This window comes from Corynebacterium macclintockiae (assembly GCF_027570165.1).
In the GTDB taxonomy this organism is placed as follows: Bacteria; Actinomycetota; Actinomycetes; order Mycobacteriales; family Mycobacteriaceae; genus Corynebacterium; species Corynebacterium macclintockiae.
Genome location: NZ_JAKMUV010000011.1, coordinates 23743 through 40049, shown reverse-complemented (window position 1 = coordinate 40049; position 16307 = coordinate 23743). Strand labels below are relative to the sequence as shown.

14 protein-coding genes are annotated in these 16307 nt (G+C 60.7%); 3 read left to right on the top strand and 11 right to left on the bottom strand.

Going from position 1 to position 16307, the window contains the following annotated elements:
- Positions 1–555: 555 nt before the first annotated feature.
- The 6 genes from L8U58_RS08525 to L8U58_RS08500 form a co-directional block, all read right to left on the bottom strand.
- The gene (locus tag L8U58_RS08525; RefSeq protein WP_035008016.1) at positions 556–1569 is read right to left on the bottom strand and encodes an alpha/beta hydrolase; all 1014 of its coding nucleotides are present in this window, start codon (positions 1567–1569) and stop codon (positions 556–558) included.
- Between the two features lie 320 nt (positions 1570–1889).
- The gene (locus L8U58_RS08520; protein ID WP_034981568.1) at positions 1890–2918 is read right to left on the bottom strand and encodes a decaprenyl-phosphate phosphoribosyltransferase; all 1029 of its coding nucleotides are present in this window, start codon (positions 2916–2918) and stop codon (positions 1890–1892) included.
- Positions 2915–3517, bottom strand: a complete 603-nt coding sequence (locus L8U58_RS08515; protein ID WP_034972213.1) for a phosphatase PAP2 family protein — start codon at positions 3515–3517, stop codon at positions 2915–2917. The genes L8U58_RS08520 and L8U58_RS08515 overlap by 4 nt, the downstream gene beginning before the upstream one ends.
- Before the next feature lie 76 nt (positions 3518–3593).
- Complete coding sequence (locus L8U58_RS08510; protein WP_034981566.1) at positions 3594–5657, bottom strand: glycosyltransferase; 2064 nt, start codon at positions 5655–5657, stop codon at positions 3594–3596.
- A gap of 248 nt (positions 5658–5905) precedes the next feature.
- The gene (locus L8U58_RS08505) at positions 5906–7369 is read right to left on the bottom strand and encodes an ATP-binding protein (protein WP_269955135.1); all 1464 of its coding nucleotides are present in this window, start codon (positions 7367–7369) and stop codon (positions 5906–5908) included.
- Positions 7370–7561: 192 nt separating this feature from the next.
- Positions 7562–8443 carry an EamA family transporter gene (locus tag L8U58_RS08500; RefSeq protein ID WP_269955134.1) on the bottom strand — a complete coding sequence of 294 codons (882 nt, stop codon included), beginning with the start codon at positions 8441–8443 and terminating at the stop codon, positions 7562–7564.
- 166 nt (positions 8444–8609) lie between these two features.
- On the opposite strand from L8U58_RS08500, the gene L8U58_RS08495 reads away from it, so the two are divergent.
- Positions 8610–9791: an ATP-binding protein gene (locus L8U58_RS08495; RefSeq protein WP_269955133.1), complete on the top strand. Its 1182-nt coding sequence runs from the start codon at positions 8610–8612 to the stop codon at positions 9789–9791.
- 19 nt (positions 9792–9810) lie between these two features.
- Here L8U58_RS08495 and glf read toward each other — a convergent pair whose 3' ends face one another.
- The 5 genes from glf to serS form a co-directional block, all read right to left on the bottom strand.
- Complete coding sequence (glf, locus tag L8U58_RS08490) at positions 9811–11028, bottom strand: UDP-galactopyranose mutase (protein ID WP_269955132.1); 1218 nt, start codon at positions 11026–11028, stop codon at positions 9811–9813.
- An 88-nt stretch (positions 11029–11116) separates the two neighbouring features.
- Complete coding sequence (locus L8U58_RS08485; RefSeq protein WP_034972218.1) at positions 11117–11566, bottom strand: TIGR02611 family protein; 450 nt, start codon at positions 11564–11566, stop codon at positions 11117–11119.
- Positions 11567–11572: 6 nt separating this feature from the next.
- On the bottom strand, positions 11573–12391 hold the full coding sequence (locus L8U58_RS08480; RefSeq protein WP_269955131.1) for an HAD family hydrolase: 819 nt from the start codon (positions 12389–12391) through the stop codon (positions 11573–11575).
- Between the two features lie 10 nt (positions 12392–12401).
- Complete coding sequence (locus L8U58_RS08475) at positions 12402–13352, bottom strand: lysophospholipid acyltransferase family protein (protein WP_034976283.1); 951 nt, start codon at positions 13350–13352, stop codon at positions 12402–12404.
- Between the two features lie 38 nt (positions 13353–13390).
- Entirely contained in the window at positions 13391–14674 is a 1284-nt protein-coding gene (serS, locus tag L8U58_RS08470; protein ID WP_269955130.1) for a serine--tRNA ligase, read from the bottom strand.
- Positions 14675–14804: 130 nt separating this feature from the next.
- Between serS and L8U58_RS08465 the strand changes: the two genes are divergently transcribed.
- Together L8U58_RS08465 and L8U58_RS08460 are read left to right on the top strand one after the other, a co-directional pair.
- Positions 14805–15935 carry a septum formation family protein gene (locus L8U58_RS08465; RefSeq protein ID WP_269955129.1) on the top strand — a complete coding sequence of 377 codons (1131 nt, stop codon included), beginning with the start codon at positions 14805–14807 and terminating at the stop codon, positions 15933–15935.
- 3 nt (positions 15936–15938) lie between these two features.
- Positions 15939–16289 (top strand): metallopeptidase family protein, encoded by a 351-nt coding sequence (locus L8U58_RS08460; protein WP_034968434.1) that lies wholly within the window; start codon positions 15939–15941, stop codon positions 16287–16289.
- Positions 16290–16307 lie beyond the last annotated feature (18 nt).

Below are 16307 nucleotides of genomic sequence, written 5' to 3'. Positions count from 1 at the left end.
CCGGGACGCCTCGCTGAGCAGTCACGGCAAGCACTTCCCACAGGCGCGCTTCAAGCACGTCAGTAATTATGGCAAGCAAAAGCGTATTCACATGGACAACACGCGGATCATTTAAAGTTTTACTTTAGGGTTAGCCTAGCACGTAACCACTGTTACCCATGTGACCCTTTTTACTCTTCCTTTTTCTTGACGCCGCCACGCCCCAACCGCCCCGCCCCAACCACCCTTCAACCATGCTCAGCCACCCCAACAACCAGCCTTCACCAACCGCCGCCGAGTCAGAATGTCGTTAGAACGAGAATCTGTTACCGACCACCATTGCCAACACCATAAAAGCGCAGGTCAGGCGTCTAAGACATTGAGCAAAGATTCTTTCATCAGCCACACATTCTCGTTCTAACGACATTTACCCTCCAAGAAACGCAAAAAGCCACCGCCGAAGGCGACCGGCTATTCAAGCCGGCACCTCAGACAGTGGCTTCGGGAGCCTGGCAAGCCCCCAGTTAGCAAGGCCTCCGTTTAACAAGACCCCAGGCTAACTAGTCACAAAATTAACTAGGCACCCAGCGCGCGGAGGATGTGCGGGCGAGCCTTGCTCAGCTCCGCATCCCAGTACGGCCATGCGTGCAGGCCGTTGATCGGGTAGCTCACAACTGGGCGAGCACCAACCGCACGAGCAGCCATCTCAAACTTCGCAGTGGAGGTGCGCGCCATCCACTCCAGGCCGATGCCGGCAGCAACGCCACGCGGGTTCTCCAGGAACTTCTCGCCGCGAGCCGGAACTCCACCGGATGCAGCCAGGTACAGCGGCATACCGCTGAAACGGCCAGCCTGAACAGTCGGATCGTTGCGGAAACGCAGCGGGTCTACCGGGCTGCCCCACATGTCCCAGATGTTCGCACCCTTGTCCGCATCGGACATCGCGTACTGGATTCCGGCGTACATGCCCGGCCAGGTCGGGTTCAGGTAACCAGACAGGGAGGTCGCCTGCTTGAACTGGTCGCGGTGCCACGCAGCCAGGTTCATCGCGGCGGTACCGCCCATGGACAGACCGACAATGGAGTTGCGGTTCGGGCTCACGCCGAAGTTACGCTGCAGGTAACCCGGCAGTTCGCGGGTCAGGAAGGTCTCCCAACGCGGCTTCTTCGGGCCACCCTTGCCACCGTACGGGCCCTTCCAGTCCGTGTAGAACTGAGCCTGGCCACCAACGGGCATAACCAGGGTCACGTTGTCGTTGACGAACTTCTTCACAGCGTTGCCAGACCAAACCCACGCGTTGTAGTCCTGGCGTGCGCGCAGGCCGTCCAGCATGTAGACGCCAGCGTTACCGCCACGCGAGGAAGGCTTGATCTGCACCTGGATCTTCTGGCCCATCGCCGGGGAGTAAACCCAGCAGTTCTGCAGGTAGTACTTGTGCTTGCTCCAGCTGCAGCCCGGGCGCAGGTGGCCGCGGTTATCCGCAGCAGCCGTAGGTGCAGTTACAACAGCCATGCCCAGCGCAGTGGCCACTGCAACCAGGAATGCAGTGAGCTTCGCGCCCAGTCCCTTACTCTTCATCGTCGAATTCATACAGTCCTAAACAGCTCTAGTCAGTCTTGAAATCTCTCGAAACGCAGTTGCTCTGCCGAGAAACACAGAATGCGAGTACGTTATCAAATCTTTACGATCCTGCTCAAGGTAACTATCGAATCCACTAAGCGAATCGCTACATCTTCCAAAAATTAAGGCCTCTCCTCCCCTCCACCGTCACAGCAGCCACACATCTATCTCTCGACGCCACATTTTCACCCCCAAAAGTGTAACGTCGTCCACGCCCAGCCCGGCTGCTTAAGAAAAGCAAAAGACGCCAACCTTCCGCGGGGGAAGAGTCGGCGTCCAAAAGAAAACAGCTAGAACATCGGCACGATGTAGACAGCCATCGCCACACAGAACAACCAGGCCAGCGCCAGCAACTGCAGGGTGCGATCCTCGAGGGCGATCTCGTCGGGCGCGCCACCCTCGCCGCGGTCAACGTCCGCGGCATAACGCAGAATCGCGATGGTAAACGGCACCATCGAAACCTGGTACCACACGGCAGCCACTCCGGAATCGACGGTCTGCGCCAGACCAAAGCCCCACAGCGCGTAGCTCAGCACCACGGCGGTGGCGGCCAGAGTCCAGACAAAGCGCAGGTAGGTCGGGGTGTAGCTCTCCAGGGACTTGCGGATCTTCGCCCCCGAACGCAGCGAAAGCTTCAGCTCCGCATAGCGCTTACCCGCCGCCATAAACAGCGAGCCGAACGCCGCGACCAGCAGGAACCACTGCGACAGAAGAATCGCCGCCGCCACACCGCCGGCCATGGCGCGCAGCATAAAACCGGAGCTCACCAGTGCAATGTCGATCACCGGCTGGTGCTTCCAACCGAAGCAGTAGCCCAGCTGCAGGGCGATGTACACAGCCACGACGATCGCCAGGTTCGTGCCCGACGAGGCCAGCAGCGAGCCGCCGATCGCCGCCAGGATCAGCACCACCGACATCGCATACGCCAGCCCCACCGGCAGCACGCCAGCCGCAATCGGACGGAAACGCTTGGTCGGGTGCGCGCGGTCGGCTTCCACGTCGCGCGCGTCGTTGATCAGGTAGATCGAGCTAGCCGCCAGGCAGAAAGCCACGAAAGCGATCAGCACGTCCAGCAGCACGCGGCTGTGGAAGAGCATGTCACTACCCGCAGCCGCCGGAGCAGCGACGACCAGCACGTTCTTCACCCATTGTTTCGGGCGCAGTGCCTTGATCATCGCCTCCGGCAGGTTGCGCGGCGGGCGCAGCTTCTTCGTGTCGGTGGCGGTGCTGGTCGCCTGGTTCGGGTCTTCCAACCCGGACGTGTGTGGCTCCGCGCCGATCAGCGGCTCCGGGCGGCCGTCGCTACGCTGTTCGCTCACTGGCTTTTCTCCTCACTGTTTTTCTTTGTGACGCCCCCACGTCCCCCATCCACAACCCTGCGCACGGCGATGGCCGTGGCAGCGCCGATGCAACTTCCGAGGGCTACGTCAGAGGGATAGTGTACGCCTAACACCAGACGCGACAGCGCCATCGCCGGGATTCCCACGAGGGGAAGCGCCCCGGTGCGGTTGTTTGCCGACTGGGTAAATGCCACCAGAGCTGCGGTGGAGCTGGTCGCGTGGGAAGACGGGAAGCTCAGCTTCGAGGGCGTGCCCACGCCGATCTTGATCCGCGGGTCGTGCGGGCGCGGGCGGCGGACGATGCGCTTGAGCACCACGCTGGCGGCGTGGGCGAAAAAGGCGCTGGCACCCATGGTCAGCCAGCCGCGGCGCTCTGGGCCGTCGGCGGACTTGCCCTGCGCCAGGGCCAGGCCGTAGCCCAGAGCAGCGGTACCCATCCAGCCGAGGGCGTGCTCACCGAAGTGGCTCATGCCACGGGCGGTGGGCAGGATTCCCGGCTTGTCGGCCAGCTGCTTTTGCAGCGCGACCAGAATGTCGGATTCGCCCAGCGGGTCGCCACTGACGTGTGTGGAGCTCATTGTCTTTGCGTTGTCCTTACTTCGGTCTGGCTCGGTTTCGGTCTGGCTCAGCTTCGGTGCAGCTAGCGTCGGCTCGCTACCTGTTTTCCACGCTCTCAGGCTCGAAGATCTGTGCCCAGCCTTCCCGACTTGTCAGGTGCGGGTGGGCTGCACGGTAAGCGTTGCGCAGCTCGTCGAAGCGGGCGTAGACCTGCTTTTCCAGGCGCGCATACTCCTTCACCAGCGCCAGCATCTGGCCGCGGTCGCGCTTGCGGTAGAACACGCCCTTGCCATCGGCGGTGGTCACGGTCGCGCCGTCGACACGGGAGAGGCTGAACCAGCGGGCCTCGACAGGCGGGAGGTTCACCTGCGGTGCGTGGTGATGGCGGGCGTCGGCAGGCTTGGCGTTGTGCAACAGACCCTTGGCAAGAGTGACGATCTTGGCCTTCTTGCTCAACGGGATGCGCGTGAGGCCCGCCGGGCCACCCGTCGCTGGGGGCAGGTCGGTAGCAGATGGGACGACAACCGCATCGGAATAGTTCTTACGCAGCTTCGCGATGCGCGGCAGGGAGGTATCCAGGATGTCAAACAGCTGGTCCGGGCCTGCCAGGAAGTCCTTCATTGCCTCGATGTGCAGGGCAACTGTGGAGTATTCCAGGCACAGGAGGTGCTTGGTCGCGAGCTTGGCCAGCGAGACCAGCAGCCCGCGCGGGGAACCTTCCATCTGCATGGCCGCCACGATCAGGCGGTTGCGGATGTGGAAGTAGGATTGCCAGTCGATGGCATCGTCCTTGCTTGACCAGGCCATGTGCCAGATCGCGATGCCCGGCCAGGAGGCCGTGGGGAAGCCAGCATCCTTTGCACGCAGGCCGTATTCGGCGTCATCCCACTTAATAAACAGCGGTAGGGGCTGGCCGATGCGATCAGCGACATAGCGTGGGATCAGGCACATCCACCAACCGTTGTAGTCAACGTCGATGCGGCGGTGCAGATCCTTGGAGTTCTCCGAGTTATTCGGGGTGCCGTAGCCCTTGTCGATGACGTCCCGGGCCACCGGCGCGATCGGCTGGCCTGCAGCGTTGTGGGCAGTGCCGTCGCCCAGGTCGCGCAGCGGGTGGCGGTAGAAGTCGTGAGTGTAATGGGTGTGCGGTGCCCCACCCCACATGAACACGTCGCGATGGACGACCTCGCCCATGCTGTGCAGGAAGCTGCGCTCCTGCAGATCCAGCATCTGGCCGCCGATCAACATCGGGGACTTCGCATAGCGGGCGGCCGCCAGGGCGCGCAGGACGCTATCGGGCTCGATGGCGATGTCGTCGTCCATGTACAGGATGTACGGGCTGGTGGTGCCACGCTCCGGGTGGCGGGCTTCGTACATGATGCGGGAGTAGCCACCGGAGCCACCCAGGTTGCCCTGCTGCACGATGCGCAGGCGATCGCCAAAGTGCTCCGCGACCTCGTCGAAGTCGGGCTCGTCGGCGGGGTGCTTGTCGCCCTGGTCAGGCATGATGATGGCCTCGATGCGTCCGTCGACCTCGGGGTCGGAGGCCAGCGCGTGTAGCGCGGCCACCGCGTCGGTCGGACGGTTGAAGGTCGGGATGCCGATGGTGACGCTCGGCTCGGCGACCGGCAGCGTCTCGCCCTCGAAGGCCTGTTCGCCGGCCTCGACGGTGGCGTACCAGCCAGCGGAGTGTAGGCGGGTTTCCTTCTCGCAAGTCAGATCGAACCAGATCCAGCCGCCGTCCTCGAACGGGGCCAGGGAGATGATGAACTCAGCGATACCGTGGCCGTTCTCATCTGTTTCGATCTGGGCACCCTCGATGCCGATGCGGGAGCCGTCGTACTTGGAGCGGTACAGGTCAACGCGAGCCTCGCCCGTGATCTCGATGCGCAGCTTGACCTCGTCCAGCTGGGACCAGCGGCGCCAGTAGGAGGCGGGGAAGGCGTTGAAGTAAGTCTCGAAGGAGGTTTCGCTGCCCGCAGGCAGGATCGCCTCGGTACGGGAAACGGCGTTAACGCGGCCGGGGGTGGTGGCCTCGTTCTCTACGAAATACAGGGAACGCACGTTGCGCGGTTCGCCACGCTTCGGCAGCAAGATGCGCGCTAAGCGGGTGGCGTCGAACCCATCGTTGGTACTGGCTTTCACTGGCTGAGCGTTCATATGCTGAACACAAACCTCCGCATAGACATAAAGACATTGGAATATATCCGATTATCCATGAAAGCCGGTCACAAGCGCTTGCGCGACACAGCCCCAGTTCAGCCCGAGTTGGACTCTTAGTCGAGGAGCGCCCGCTAAGTGGCTGAGAACTTCCCACCAGACATAACACTGTGGGAAGTTAAGTGGGAAGCTAGGCGTGATGCTCTCGCCACCCCCTCATCTAGCTGTAGTTTTCCACTTTTCCACTATCAATTAGGGGAGTTCTGATCTTCAAGCATTCGATAACGTTGCTTCGGACTCCTCGCAGGTTCGGTTCGTTCTACCAAACCTTCGTTAATTAGAGCGTTGACTGCTTTTTGGACAGCTGTCCGGCTCAACTGGGTTCTCTCTACGATTTCGCTGGTCGAAGAAGAGGATTCTTCCTCCAGGATTGCCAAAACATGATCCCGCGCCGTCGTGTACCTCTCCTGAGTAGCAACCCGCCGGCGGCGGAATATTATGGTGAAACTGTCAAGCCGATTGATGTACTCAGGTTTTGGCATAAGAGCATCTTCCAAAGACTGATTTATCGTTGCAATGCCCGTACCACGATTTTCAGCCACGCGCCCCGCCTGTTTTCCTTCACCCGGCAGGGAAACTTCCTCTAAGAAACTTGAAATCCGTTGGTTGCGAGTCGAGCTAACTCCGGGTTCACCCAAATGACGAACCGTTACGCCACCGTATAGACCACCTGGACTTGTAATCTCTAGCCGATCTACAAACATATTGATCTGCACCTGGCTCCCCTGAGCCGACGGCGAGTAATCTCGGTGCATCAGCGCGTTCACCAGGGCTTCACGCACGGCAATTGGTGGATAGTCGGGAAGATCGGTCCGGAACTTTTCACTAATCATGGATCCAGTGCGCATATTTCTTTTAACTATATCGACACCGGCTTCTACAAGTTCGGGAATAGTACCTGTCAGCCTTGCACTGTCGAGAAGCCTCAAACCAGTGGTTACACTACCTTTACTTGCCCCTGGAAAAAGCGCGAATGTAACAGTCAAACGCGGGAAGAATTCTTGAGGATAGTCCCCCATGACCAGCAAGGCAGCCAAAGTCGCACCCCCATCCTTAGTAATTCGGAGCCTTCTTAGCGCTACTTCACGACCATCTTTGAAAGTCTTTGGACGTTGCCGTTTCTGTGCTTGCAGATACTCCTCGAGCACCTCTGGAGCTAGATCCTCGACAGTGGCCTCTGGAACTGGACTTTCGTCCCATTTTGGTTGAGTATGCTCTTCGATAAGCTTGTCGATTTCGTAGCTCGAAAGCTTGGTATCCCCTTCCCCTGTACGAATGTAGCTTCCCCCGTATCGGCCTTGATCCGTTACATAGCAAGGTTTGTCGAAGGGGCTGAATTCCTCCATTTCCGCCACGACGATACGGCCTCCTTCAAAAGGAAGCACCGAAATTTGTGGTCGCACCGGTGGTGTCACTTGTCTACAGCGCGTCTCTAGCGCATCTTGCGCCTTGAGAGCATCGAATTTGTCTACTGGAGCAAATCCAGCACTTTCGTCAAGCCCGACAATAATGAGACCGCCACCAGCATTAGCAAAGGCGCTCAGAGTTTCACGAGTATTCTTGCCGACGTTGCTCTTAACTTCAACAGCCTGAGTGTCTGAACCTACTAACCGAAGATTCGCGACGATTTCCTTCAACGAACTGTCGTCCATAGCGGATCCACCTAATCAACTTCCCACTCAACTTCACACCTAACATAACACTGTGGGATGTTAAGTGGGAAGCTAGGTGTTATGCTTCTCTTCCCGCCTAGTGCAAGAATGACAAACTCACCGACAAAAGCATACGTCTATAGAAGTTGGTGAAGACGTGAAAGAACCCGGCGGAGGCAGACTGGATTCGATCTAGTCCTCTGAAAACGGGGACGGCACCAACTCCCGCGATTCACGCGCCCCGCGCCACGTAATCATCGCGCCGGCCATCGCAATCAGCACAATGCCCGCCGCCATGGACCACGTCACCTGGTCTCCGGAAAAAGCCCAGCCCAGGATCGCTCCGATCACAGGATCCAGAGCGAAGAGCGTGCCGACAACCGCCGCCGAGACAATTCCGGCGGCGATGGTATCCACCACATAGGGCACAACGGCGCCGATAAAGCCAGAGATGACAATGATGCCCCACATCGTGGCGTCAACATGCGGCACCGCCGGGACAGAGAACGGCGCGAGCACTATCGCGGCGACGACCACAGACAGCGCCAGATCCGGCATGCCACCACCCTCGGTCTTCCCAACACGGGCTGCAAACAATGTGTATGCGCCAAAGAAGATCGCGCCGACCGCGCCGAATCCAATACCGACAATGTCCAGGTCATTGGAGGGCTGCGCGATAAGTGCAACGCCAACGAACGCTGCAATGGCCCATAGGCGGGAGCGCCACATCGTCAGCCCCAGAAAAGACACGACGCTGGGGCCAAGGAAGTCAATAGTGAAGGCAACCCCCTGGGGCAGGCGGGCGATGGCTGCGTAAACCATCATGTTCATCATGCCCATGGCGATGCCGTAGACCACGATGTTGAGGGCGCGGGCGCGCGTCATGCCAGACAGTTTCGGGCGGAAGACAACCACCATGATGATGGCGGCGGCGGTCATGCGCAGGCCCGATACGCCCGGCGCGCCAACCGTAGTAAGCATGTCTGTGACCAGTACCGCCGCAGCTTGGGTACCCAGGGACCCGACGAGGACCAAGAGGACCGGCGCCACTGGTAGGGCGAGGAACTTGCTCACGCCCCGCGACGATGGCTCTTGCTGGGTTGCCTTTGTTTGGGTTTTCTCACGCGACACCCGTGAAATATTAGTGCAGCTTCCTTCGGCTGTTTTAGCCAGGCTCTAGCGACAAAATAGTAAAGATAGTAAAAATAGTAAAGATAGTAAGAGATAGTAAGGAGGCAAGATGCCGTCCATTCCAGCTCGACCTAGAAACCCCTTCACTGCGACAGTTGGGAAGACACCACTGGTTCTCGCAGGACGCGATCAATACCTCCGCGACTTCGATGCCGCCATCCAAGATGGCCCTGGAAGCCATGAACGTATCTCCATAGTTACCGGCCCTAGGGGTATCGGCAAGACTGTTTTGTTAAATGAATTCGAAGCGGTCGCGAAAACCCACTCGTGGTACGTCATATCCGAAACCACGACCCGTGGTTTCAACGACCGCATCCGCGACCGCGCCTTTAGCCTGCTGCAGGATCTTTCCGACGAGCCTAAACAACGCCTATCGGGCATCAAGCTCCCTTACCTCGGCTTCGACACCGAAGCCATTCCCTCTTTTTCACCCACACCGACGCTGAGGTCAATACTTGAAGAGCTTTTCGACCGCCAGGCTGAGCTTGATACTCGGCTCGGTCAAGAGCCAGTCGGCTTGCTGATCACCTTGGACGAGCTGCACTACGCCCACATGGACGAAATCATTGAATTTGGAACAACAATTCAACATCTCGTCCGCGAGAACCGTGAGATTGCGATTGCTATGGCTGGCATTCCCGGTGCTGTGAAACCACTTCTCGCAGCTGACGAAGGTCGCAACCCAGTGACCTTTTTACGTCGGGCAAACAAAATTGAAACCGGAATGGTGCCGATTGAAGAAGTGCGCACTGCGCTTGACAAGACCACCGAACAGGTCGGGATCTCTTGGACCCCGCAGGCACTCGACCACGCGACCAAGGCGACCGGCGGCTACCCCTTCATGATCCAACTAGTCGGGCAACACGCCTTCCGCAACTACACCGGCAACACGATCGACGAAGAAGCAGTATCTCGTGGAATTGGAGATGCCCGGAGAAAACTTGGACAGCTCGTGCATGAACCATCGATTGCGGATCTGTCTGAGGTTGACCGGACTTTTCTCATCGCAATGTCGACCGACGATGGCCCCTCGCGTATGTCGGACATCGCAGCACGCATGGGCGTAGACGCGCAATACGCGGGGAATTACCGCAAACGCCTCATCGATGCAGAAATGATCCGCCCAACGGCCCACGGGTTCGTCGATTACGAACTGCCGTACATGCGCGAGTACCTGCGCTCCCATCACGCGGCCGAAGCAATGGAGCAGTTCTCCATCTGGCCGGAGTAGCCCCCCCAAAAAACCGGCCCTAGTGCCCGCGCTCCTGCTCCAGCGGCTCACCCGACTCGAAGTACGGCGCCAGCTTGTTGTCGTACATCGACAGTGCCGCGCCGATGGCCATGTGCATGTCCAGGTACTGGTAGGTGCCCAGGCGCCCGCCGAACAGCACCTTGTTCTCCGCAGCCTCCACCGCGGCCAGCTTGCGGTAAGCCTCCAGCTTCTCGCGATCTTCCGGGGTGTTGATCGGGTAGTACGGCTCGTCGCCCTCCTCCGCGAAGCGGGAGAACTCCTTCATGATGACCGTCTTGTCCTTCGGGTACTTGTCGCCCCGCTCCGGGTGGAAGTGGCGGAACTCGTGGATGCGGGTGTACGGGAACTCGGCATCGTTGTAGTTCATCACCGGGGTGCCCTGGAAATCACCGGTGTTCAGTACCTCGGTCTCGAAATCGAGGGTGCGCCAGCCCAGGTGGCCTTCGGCGTAATCAAAGTAGCGGTCCAGCGGGCCGGTGTAGACAACGGGCGCATCCGGGTTGGCCGCGCGGATCTCGTCGCGGATCTCGAACCAGTCGGTATCCAGGCGCACCTCGATCTTCTCGTCGGCGGCCATGTTCTCCAGCCACGCGGTGTAGCCCTCCACCGGCAGGCCCTCGTAGGTGTCGTTGAAGTAGCGGTTGTTGAAGGTGTAGCGCACCGGCAGGCGGGAGATATTAGAGGCCGGCAGCTCCTTCGGGTCGGTCTGCCACTGCTTGGCGGTGTAGTCGCGCACGAAGGCTTCGTACAGCGGGCGGCCGATCAGGGCGATGCCCTTTTCCTCGAGATTCTTCGCGTCCTCGGGGTTCAGCCCGTCGGTCTGGTCCTTAATCAGCTGGCGGGCTTCGTCCGGGCTGTAGTACTTGCCGAAGAACTGGTTGATCAGGCCCAGGCCCATCGGGAACTGGTAGGCCGTACCCTTGTGCATGGCAAACACGCGGTGCTGGTAGTCGGTGAAGTCGGTGAACTGGTTGACGTAGTCCCACACGCGCTTGTTGGAGGTGTGGAACAGGTGCGCGCCGTACTTGTGGACCTCGATGCCCGTCTCCGGCTCGGCCTCGGAGTATGCGTTGCCGCCGATGTGGGAACGCTTCTCCACCACCAGCACGTTCTTGCCAGCTTGGGTGGCTGCGCGCTCGGCCACGGTGAGGCCGAAGAAGCCGCTGCCCACAACGATGAGGTCGTAGTTATGTTCATTGCGTGTTTGCTGTGTCATGCCTGCCAGGGTACCGCGCTCACTCGTTGTTTCTTGGGCATGACGCCACCTCGGTGTGCCACTGCGCCAGGCGTTCTCAGGCAAGCGGTTATTTAAGCCCGATCCAGTCCGGAAGCTTATCCACCCATGGCTCTAACCAGGTTTTAGTAAAGCCCAGCATGCCCGTGTTCCACATCACCCAGAAAATGCCACTGAAGACGATGGCACATCCGACCAAGAAGACCACGATGATCAGGGATTTCATGGCTGTGCCTTGACGCTTCCAATACTCCTCGGCGCGGTCGTATTGCCGCAGGCCGTAGTCCAGCAGCCGGTTGGGCCACGTCAGTTCGAAGGAGAGCACTCCGATGCCGAAAAAGAGCAGGAACCATCCCGGTCCCGGCGTGGGGATGATGAGGATGCCGCCAACCACGAACAACCAGCCCGCCAATAACGTCAACGGACGGACCAGGAAGCCATAGCTTTTCTTCTTCAAGCCCTCGTGGCGCACCTGCAGTTGGGCTACTTTCCGGCGGACGTTCTCGCTCAGCTTGGACATGACTACTTAAAACCACCGCTCAAGGACGGCGGCCACGCCGTCCTCGTCATTCGTCAGGGTGACCTCGTCGGCAATGCCCTTCAAGGACTCCTCTGCGTTGCCCATCGCCACGCCAAGCCCCGCCCACGTGAGCATCTCCGTATCGTTTGGCATGTCCCCGAAGGCCACGGTCTGGTTTGCATCCACGCCTATCTGCGCGGCAATCCATTCCAGCGCGGAACGCTTGGAGATCCCCGCCGCCGCGATCTCGACGAGTCCCCCTTCGTAGCTGTAGGTGGCTTTCGCCTGGGTGGCGTCAATAAAAGGGCGCACCGCGGCGTACAACTCAGCCGAGGTTCGGTGAGGGTCGCGGACCAGCAGCTTCACCACGGGTGTGGCGGTGAGCTCGTCGATGGTCTGGACGGCGTGCTCGGTGGAATCCCAGGCGTGGTCGTAGCCGGGGGAAACGGAAAACAGCTCGTCGGCGCGATCGAAAGCGCTGGTTCCGGCGCGCTCGACCGCGAAGCCCACGCCGGGAACTGATTCACTGAGCTGGTCAATCAGAGCGCGGATCGGACCGGGCGCGAAGGTGGCGGCGTGCAGGATCTGATCCCGGTTGGCGTCATAAATAATGGCGCCGTTGGCGCAGGCACAGATGGGGCGGACGGGCAGCTGCTCAAAGACGGGCATCAGCCAGCGCGGCGGTCGGCCGGTGGCGATCGTAAACACAGTGCCTTGGCGCAGCATCGAGCTAACTGCCCGGCGCATGCGCTGCGAAACGCGCTCCCTGCTGTCCAGCAGGGTGCCGTCGACGTCGCTGACAACCAGCAACGGGGAATCCTGCATCGCCTATGACCTACTTTTTGCGCAAGTGGTTAAGGCGCTGGCGCAGGGGCACCAACAGCTTGTTGATGCCGGTGGCTTCTTCGCGCTCGCGAGCCTCGGTGGCAGCGCGGAGTTCGGCTTCGGCCTTGTCCTTGGCGCGCTTCTCTTTGCGCGCCGCAGCATCGGCACGGTCCTGGACGGTGGCATCCTCCAGCGTCGGGGCAGTGCCGCCGAGCGCCGCGGGCACCCAGAACTCGCCCTTGGGCATGGGGCCGAAACGCTCCACCCAGCGCTCGCGGGTGAGGTCCAGCTGCTCGACCATGGTCTGGTGCAGGCGCTCCGTGGTCGCCTCCGCATCCTCGGTGACCTCGATCGGCGCGCCTACGGTGATGACCAGCTCGGTCTTCTTCGGCTTCCAGATCGGCTTACGGCCCTTCGTCCAGACGCGCTGGGAGCCCCAGATGGTCAGCGGGATCAGCGGCGCCCCTGCCTCGTAGGCAATGCGAGCCGCACCCTGGCGGAACTCCTTGATCTCGAAGCTGCGGGAGATCGTGGCCTCGGGGAAAATGCCCACCAGGTCGCCGGCGCGGAGCTTCTTGATGGCCTCGTCCACAGAGGCCTGGCCGTCTGCGCGATCAACCGGAATGTGGTGGTAGGAGCGCATCAGGGCGCCCACACCCTTGACGTCGAAGATTTCCTTCTTCGCCATGAAGCGCACCAGTCGGCCGCCGCGCACGTGCGCCGGAATGCCACCGTAGGTGAAGTCCCAGTAGCCCGTGTGGTTGACGGCGATCATGGCAGAGCCGTCGGTGGGGATGTTCTCCGCACCGTAGATAGCGCAGTCCAGGTTCTGCATGACGCGGAACCATAGCTTGGCAATACCGATTGTCGGGAAGCCATAGGGGAATTCCTTTGCTTCCTTGTGGCCGGTGGTTGTGGGCTGGTAGCCATCGGGAAAGCTGAAGCTATCGAGCAACGACATGGGTGGCGGTTACCTCTCCTGGAAATTCTGCGGGCGCACTAAGCGCCGGATTCGTTGGGCTTCAGGATATCTTTACCAACGAAAGGACGCAGCGCCTTTGGCACCACAACGGAGCCATCGGCCTGCTGGTGATTCTCCAAAATAGCCACCAACCAGCGGGTAGTTGCCAGCGTGCCATTCAGCGTGGCGGCGGTCTGCGCCTTGCCATCAGCATCGCGGTAACGGGTCTTCAAGCGACGGGCCTGGAAGGTCGTGCAGTTCGAGGTACTGGTCAGTTCGCGGTAGGTCTGCTGGGTAGGAACCCAAGCCTCCGTATCGAACTTGCGGGCGGCAGAGGATCCCAGGTCGCCACCGGCGACGTCGATCACGCGGTAGGGAACCTCGATGGCAGCCAGCATCTCGCGCTCCATGGCCAGCAGTTCCTGGTGGACCTCGGTGGCTTCCTCCGGCTTGCAGTAAACGAACATCTCCACCTTGTCGAACTGGTGCACGCGGATGATTCCGCGGGTGTCCTTGCCGTAGGAGCCGGCCTCGCGGCGGAAGCAGGAGGACCAGCCGGCATAGCGCAGCGGCCCCTTGGAAAGGTCGATGATTTCCTCAGAGTGGTAGCCGGCCAGGGCAACCTCGGAGGTGCCGACCAGGTACATGTCGTCTTCTTCTAGACGGTAAATCTCGTCCGCGTGGGCTCCGAGGAAGCCGGTGCCGGACATAACCTCCGGGCGCACCAGCACCGGCGGGATCATCAGCTGGAAACCGTGCTCCACAGCCTTCTGGGCGGCCAGCTGCAGCATGCCCAGCTGCAGCAGCGCGCCGTCGCCGGTGAGGAAGTAGAAGCGGGCGCCGGAAACCTTCGTGCCGCGCTTCATGTCGATCAGGCCCAGCGATTCACCGAGCTCCAGGTGATCCTTCGGCTCGAAGTCGAACTGCGGAGGCTCGCCCACCACGTCTAGAGTGACGAAGTCGTCTTCCCCGCCAGCCGGGGCGCCTTCCTGAACAATGTTGGAAATCTGCATCTGCAGGTCGTTGACGGCCTGCTCTGCCTTTGCCTGGGCTTCCTCCAGCTTCTTCACCGAGTCGGCCTTCTGCTTGCCCTCTTCACGCAGCGCCTGCTTTTCCTCGTCGGAGGCAGAGCGCATCTTCTGCCCCATCTCCTTAGAAAACGCCTTCTGCTCCGCCCTGGCGGCATCGGCGGCGCTGATGGCCTCGCGGCGTTGCGCATCGGCTTCCAGCAGCTGGTCGATCAGCGCTGGGTCCTCCCCACGAGTGCGCTGGGATTCACGGGCAACATCGGGGTTTTCGCGCAGAAGCTTCAGATCAATCATGGTGTTTAGCTTAGCCGGTTCCCCCACCAGCTTGTCCGGCCAGTTCCCCCTTATCCATATCCCCTACTACACTAGCCCCCAGTTACTAACCTCTAGATAACGAAGCCCTCTAGATAACGAAGCGAGCCCCATGTCCCTCAGCGAAGCGAAGATCCACCGCCGAGCGCGGAGCCTCACCATCGCCCTGTTCGCCGCACTGTGCGGCGGTGTGAGCGCCGCGGCTTTCACCTTCGTAGCTCCCGAGGGCAGTTCGCCACTGGTTCCGATGGACGAGAAGCAGGGCCAGCACGTAGATAACTCCACATTTACCCAGGCCAGCAACGGCGATTGTGTGAATTGGAAGCCCAGCGCAGACGGGGTGAACAAGGACTTCACCACCGTCAGCTGCGACCAGCCCCACCGCTTTGAGGTCAGCTCTCGGGAGGATCTCGGCCAGTATCCCACCAGTGAGTTCGGCCCAGACGCGAAGCAGCCGGACCTGCGGCGTCAGGAAGAGCTCACCGCAGAGCTATGCAACGGCCCAACGATGCAGTACCTGGAGGGAAAGCTCGACCCCGAAGGGCGCTACTCGATCTCCCCGATCCTGCCGCCACAGTCCGCCTGGGCTGACGGTGACCGCACGATGCTGTGCGGCGTGATGGTCCCGGACTCCACCGGCCGCACGACGGAGACCACGGGCTTTGCCGCCGAGCAGGATCAGGCTCGATACTTTGAGAAGGATCACTGCGTGCGCGCGGACGGCGACCTGACCAACGAGGTTCCGTGCGAAGAAAAGCACTCCTGGCAGGTGACCTCGGTGGTGAATCTCGGCGAGAAGTTCCCCGGCCCCTGGCCCAGCATCAAGGACCAGAACGAGTTCTTAAACAAGGTGTGTACGAAGGCCGCCCAGGATTACCTGGGTGGCGACGATGCCCTGTACAACTCCACACTCACCCCGTTTTGGAACACCCTACAGCGCCAGTCCTGGGATGCGGGTTCGCGTACCGTGAACTGCGCGTTGACGTTCGGCCGTCCCGGTGGTGGATTCGCAGCAATCAAGGGTGATGTGCGCCAGGAATTCACCATCGACGGTAAGCGACCGGCAACCCCGCCGAAGCGCAATCCGCTGCGCCGCTCCCCGCGGCCGAGCGATGCCCGTGGCGCCGAGGCCGGCCCGAATACTGAGGCCAACCCGAATGCCGCGCCTGGAACTAACGCCGGAACTAACCCGGGCACCAACGCCGGAACCAACCCCGGCGCCGCCCCCGGAGCAGCGCAATAACCCATGGCCATCGACGTTTCCCCAGAGCGCTTCGAAGAGCTCGTTGACCTTGGCTTACGGCGGATCCCCCGCGAGTTACTTGACAACGTCAGCAACGTCGCCATCGTCACGGAGGACTATAACCCCGAAAGCCCGGAGATCCTGGGGCTCTACGAGGGCATTGCACTGACCGAGCGCGACTCCGAATACACCGGCGCGCTGCCCGACAAGATCACGATCTACCACCATGCGCTCGAGGACATCTGCGACACCGAAGAGGAACTAATCGAGCAGGTCGCCATCACCGTCATCCACGAGCTTGGCCACCACTTCGGCATCGACGACGATCGCCTGCACGAGCTCGGCTGGGGCTAAGCGCCCGACCGTCCGGAG

Excerpts from the sequence above, each read along its gene's own strand:
- L8U58_RS08525 (WP_035008016.1), bottom strand. The coding sequence starts at position 1,569 with ATGAATTCGACGATGAAGAGTAAGGGACTGGGCGCGAAGCTCACTGCA.
- L8U58_RS08515 (WP_034972213.1), bottom strand. The coding sequence starts at position 3,517 with ATGAGCTCCACACACGTCAGTGGCGACCCGCTGGGCGAATCCGACATT.
- L8U58_RS08510 (WP_034981566.1), bottom strand. The coding sequence starts at position 5,657 with ATGAACGCTCAGCCAGTGAAAGCCAGTACCAACGATGGGTTCGACGCC.
- L8U58_RS08505 (WP_269955135.1), bottom strand. The coding sequence starts at position 7,369 with ATGGACGACAGTTCGTTGAAGGAAATCGTCGCGAATCTTCGGTTAGTA.
- L8U58_RS08495 (WP_269955133.1), top strand. The coding sequence starts at position 8,610 with ATGCCGTCCATTCCAGCTCGACCTAGAAACCCCTTCACTGCGACAGTT.
- glf (WP_269955132.1), bottom strand. The coding sequence starts at position 11,028 with ATGACACAGCAAACACGCAATGAACATAACTACGACCTCATCGTTGTG.
- L8U58_RS08485 (WP_034972218.1), bottom strand. The coding sequence starts at position 11,566 with ATGTCCAAGCTGAGCGAGAACGTCCGCCGGAAAGTAGCCCAACTGCAG.
- L8U58_RS08480 (WP_269955131.1), bottom strand. The coding sequence starts at position 12,391 with ATGCAGGATTCCCCGTTGCTGGTTGTCAGCGACGTCGACGGCACCCTG.
- L8U58_RS08475 (WP_034976283.1), bottom strand. The coding sequence starts at position 13,352 with ATGTCGTTGCTCGATAGCTTCAGCTTTCCCGATGGCTACCAGCCCACA.
- serS (WP_269955130.1), bottom strand. The coding sequence starts at position 14,674 with ATGATTGATCTGAAGCTTCTGCGCGAAAACCCCGATGTTGCCCGTGAA.
- L8U58_RS08465 (WP_269955129.1), top strand. The coding sequence starts at position 14,805 with ATGTCCCTCAGCGAAGCGAAGATCCACCGCCGAGCGCGGAGCCTCACC.
- L8U58_RS08460 (WP_034968434.1), top strand. The coding sequence starts at position 15,939 with ATGGCCATCGACGTTTCCCCAGAGCGCTTCGAAGAGCTCGTTGACCTT.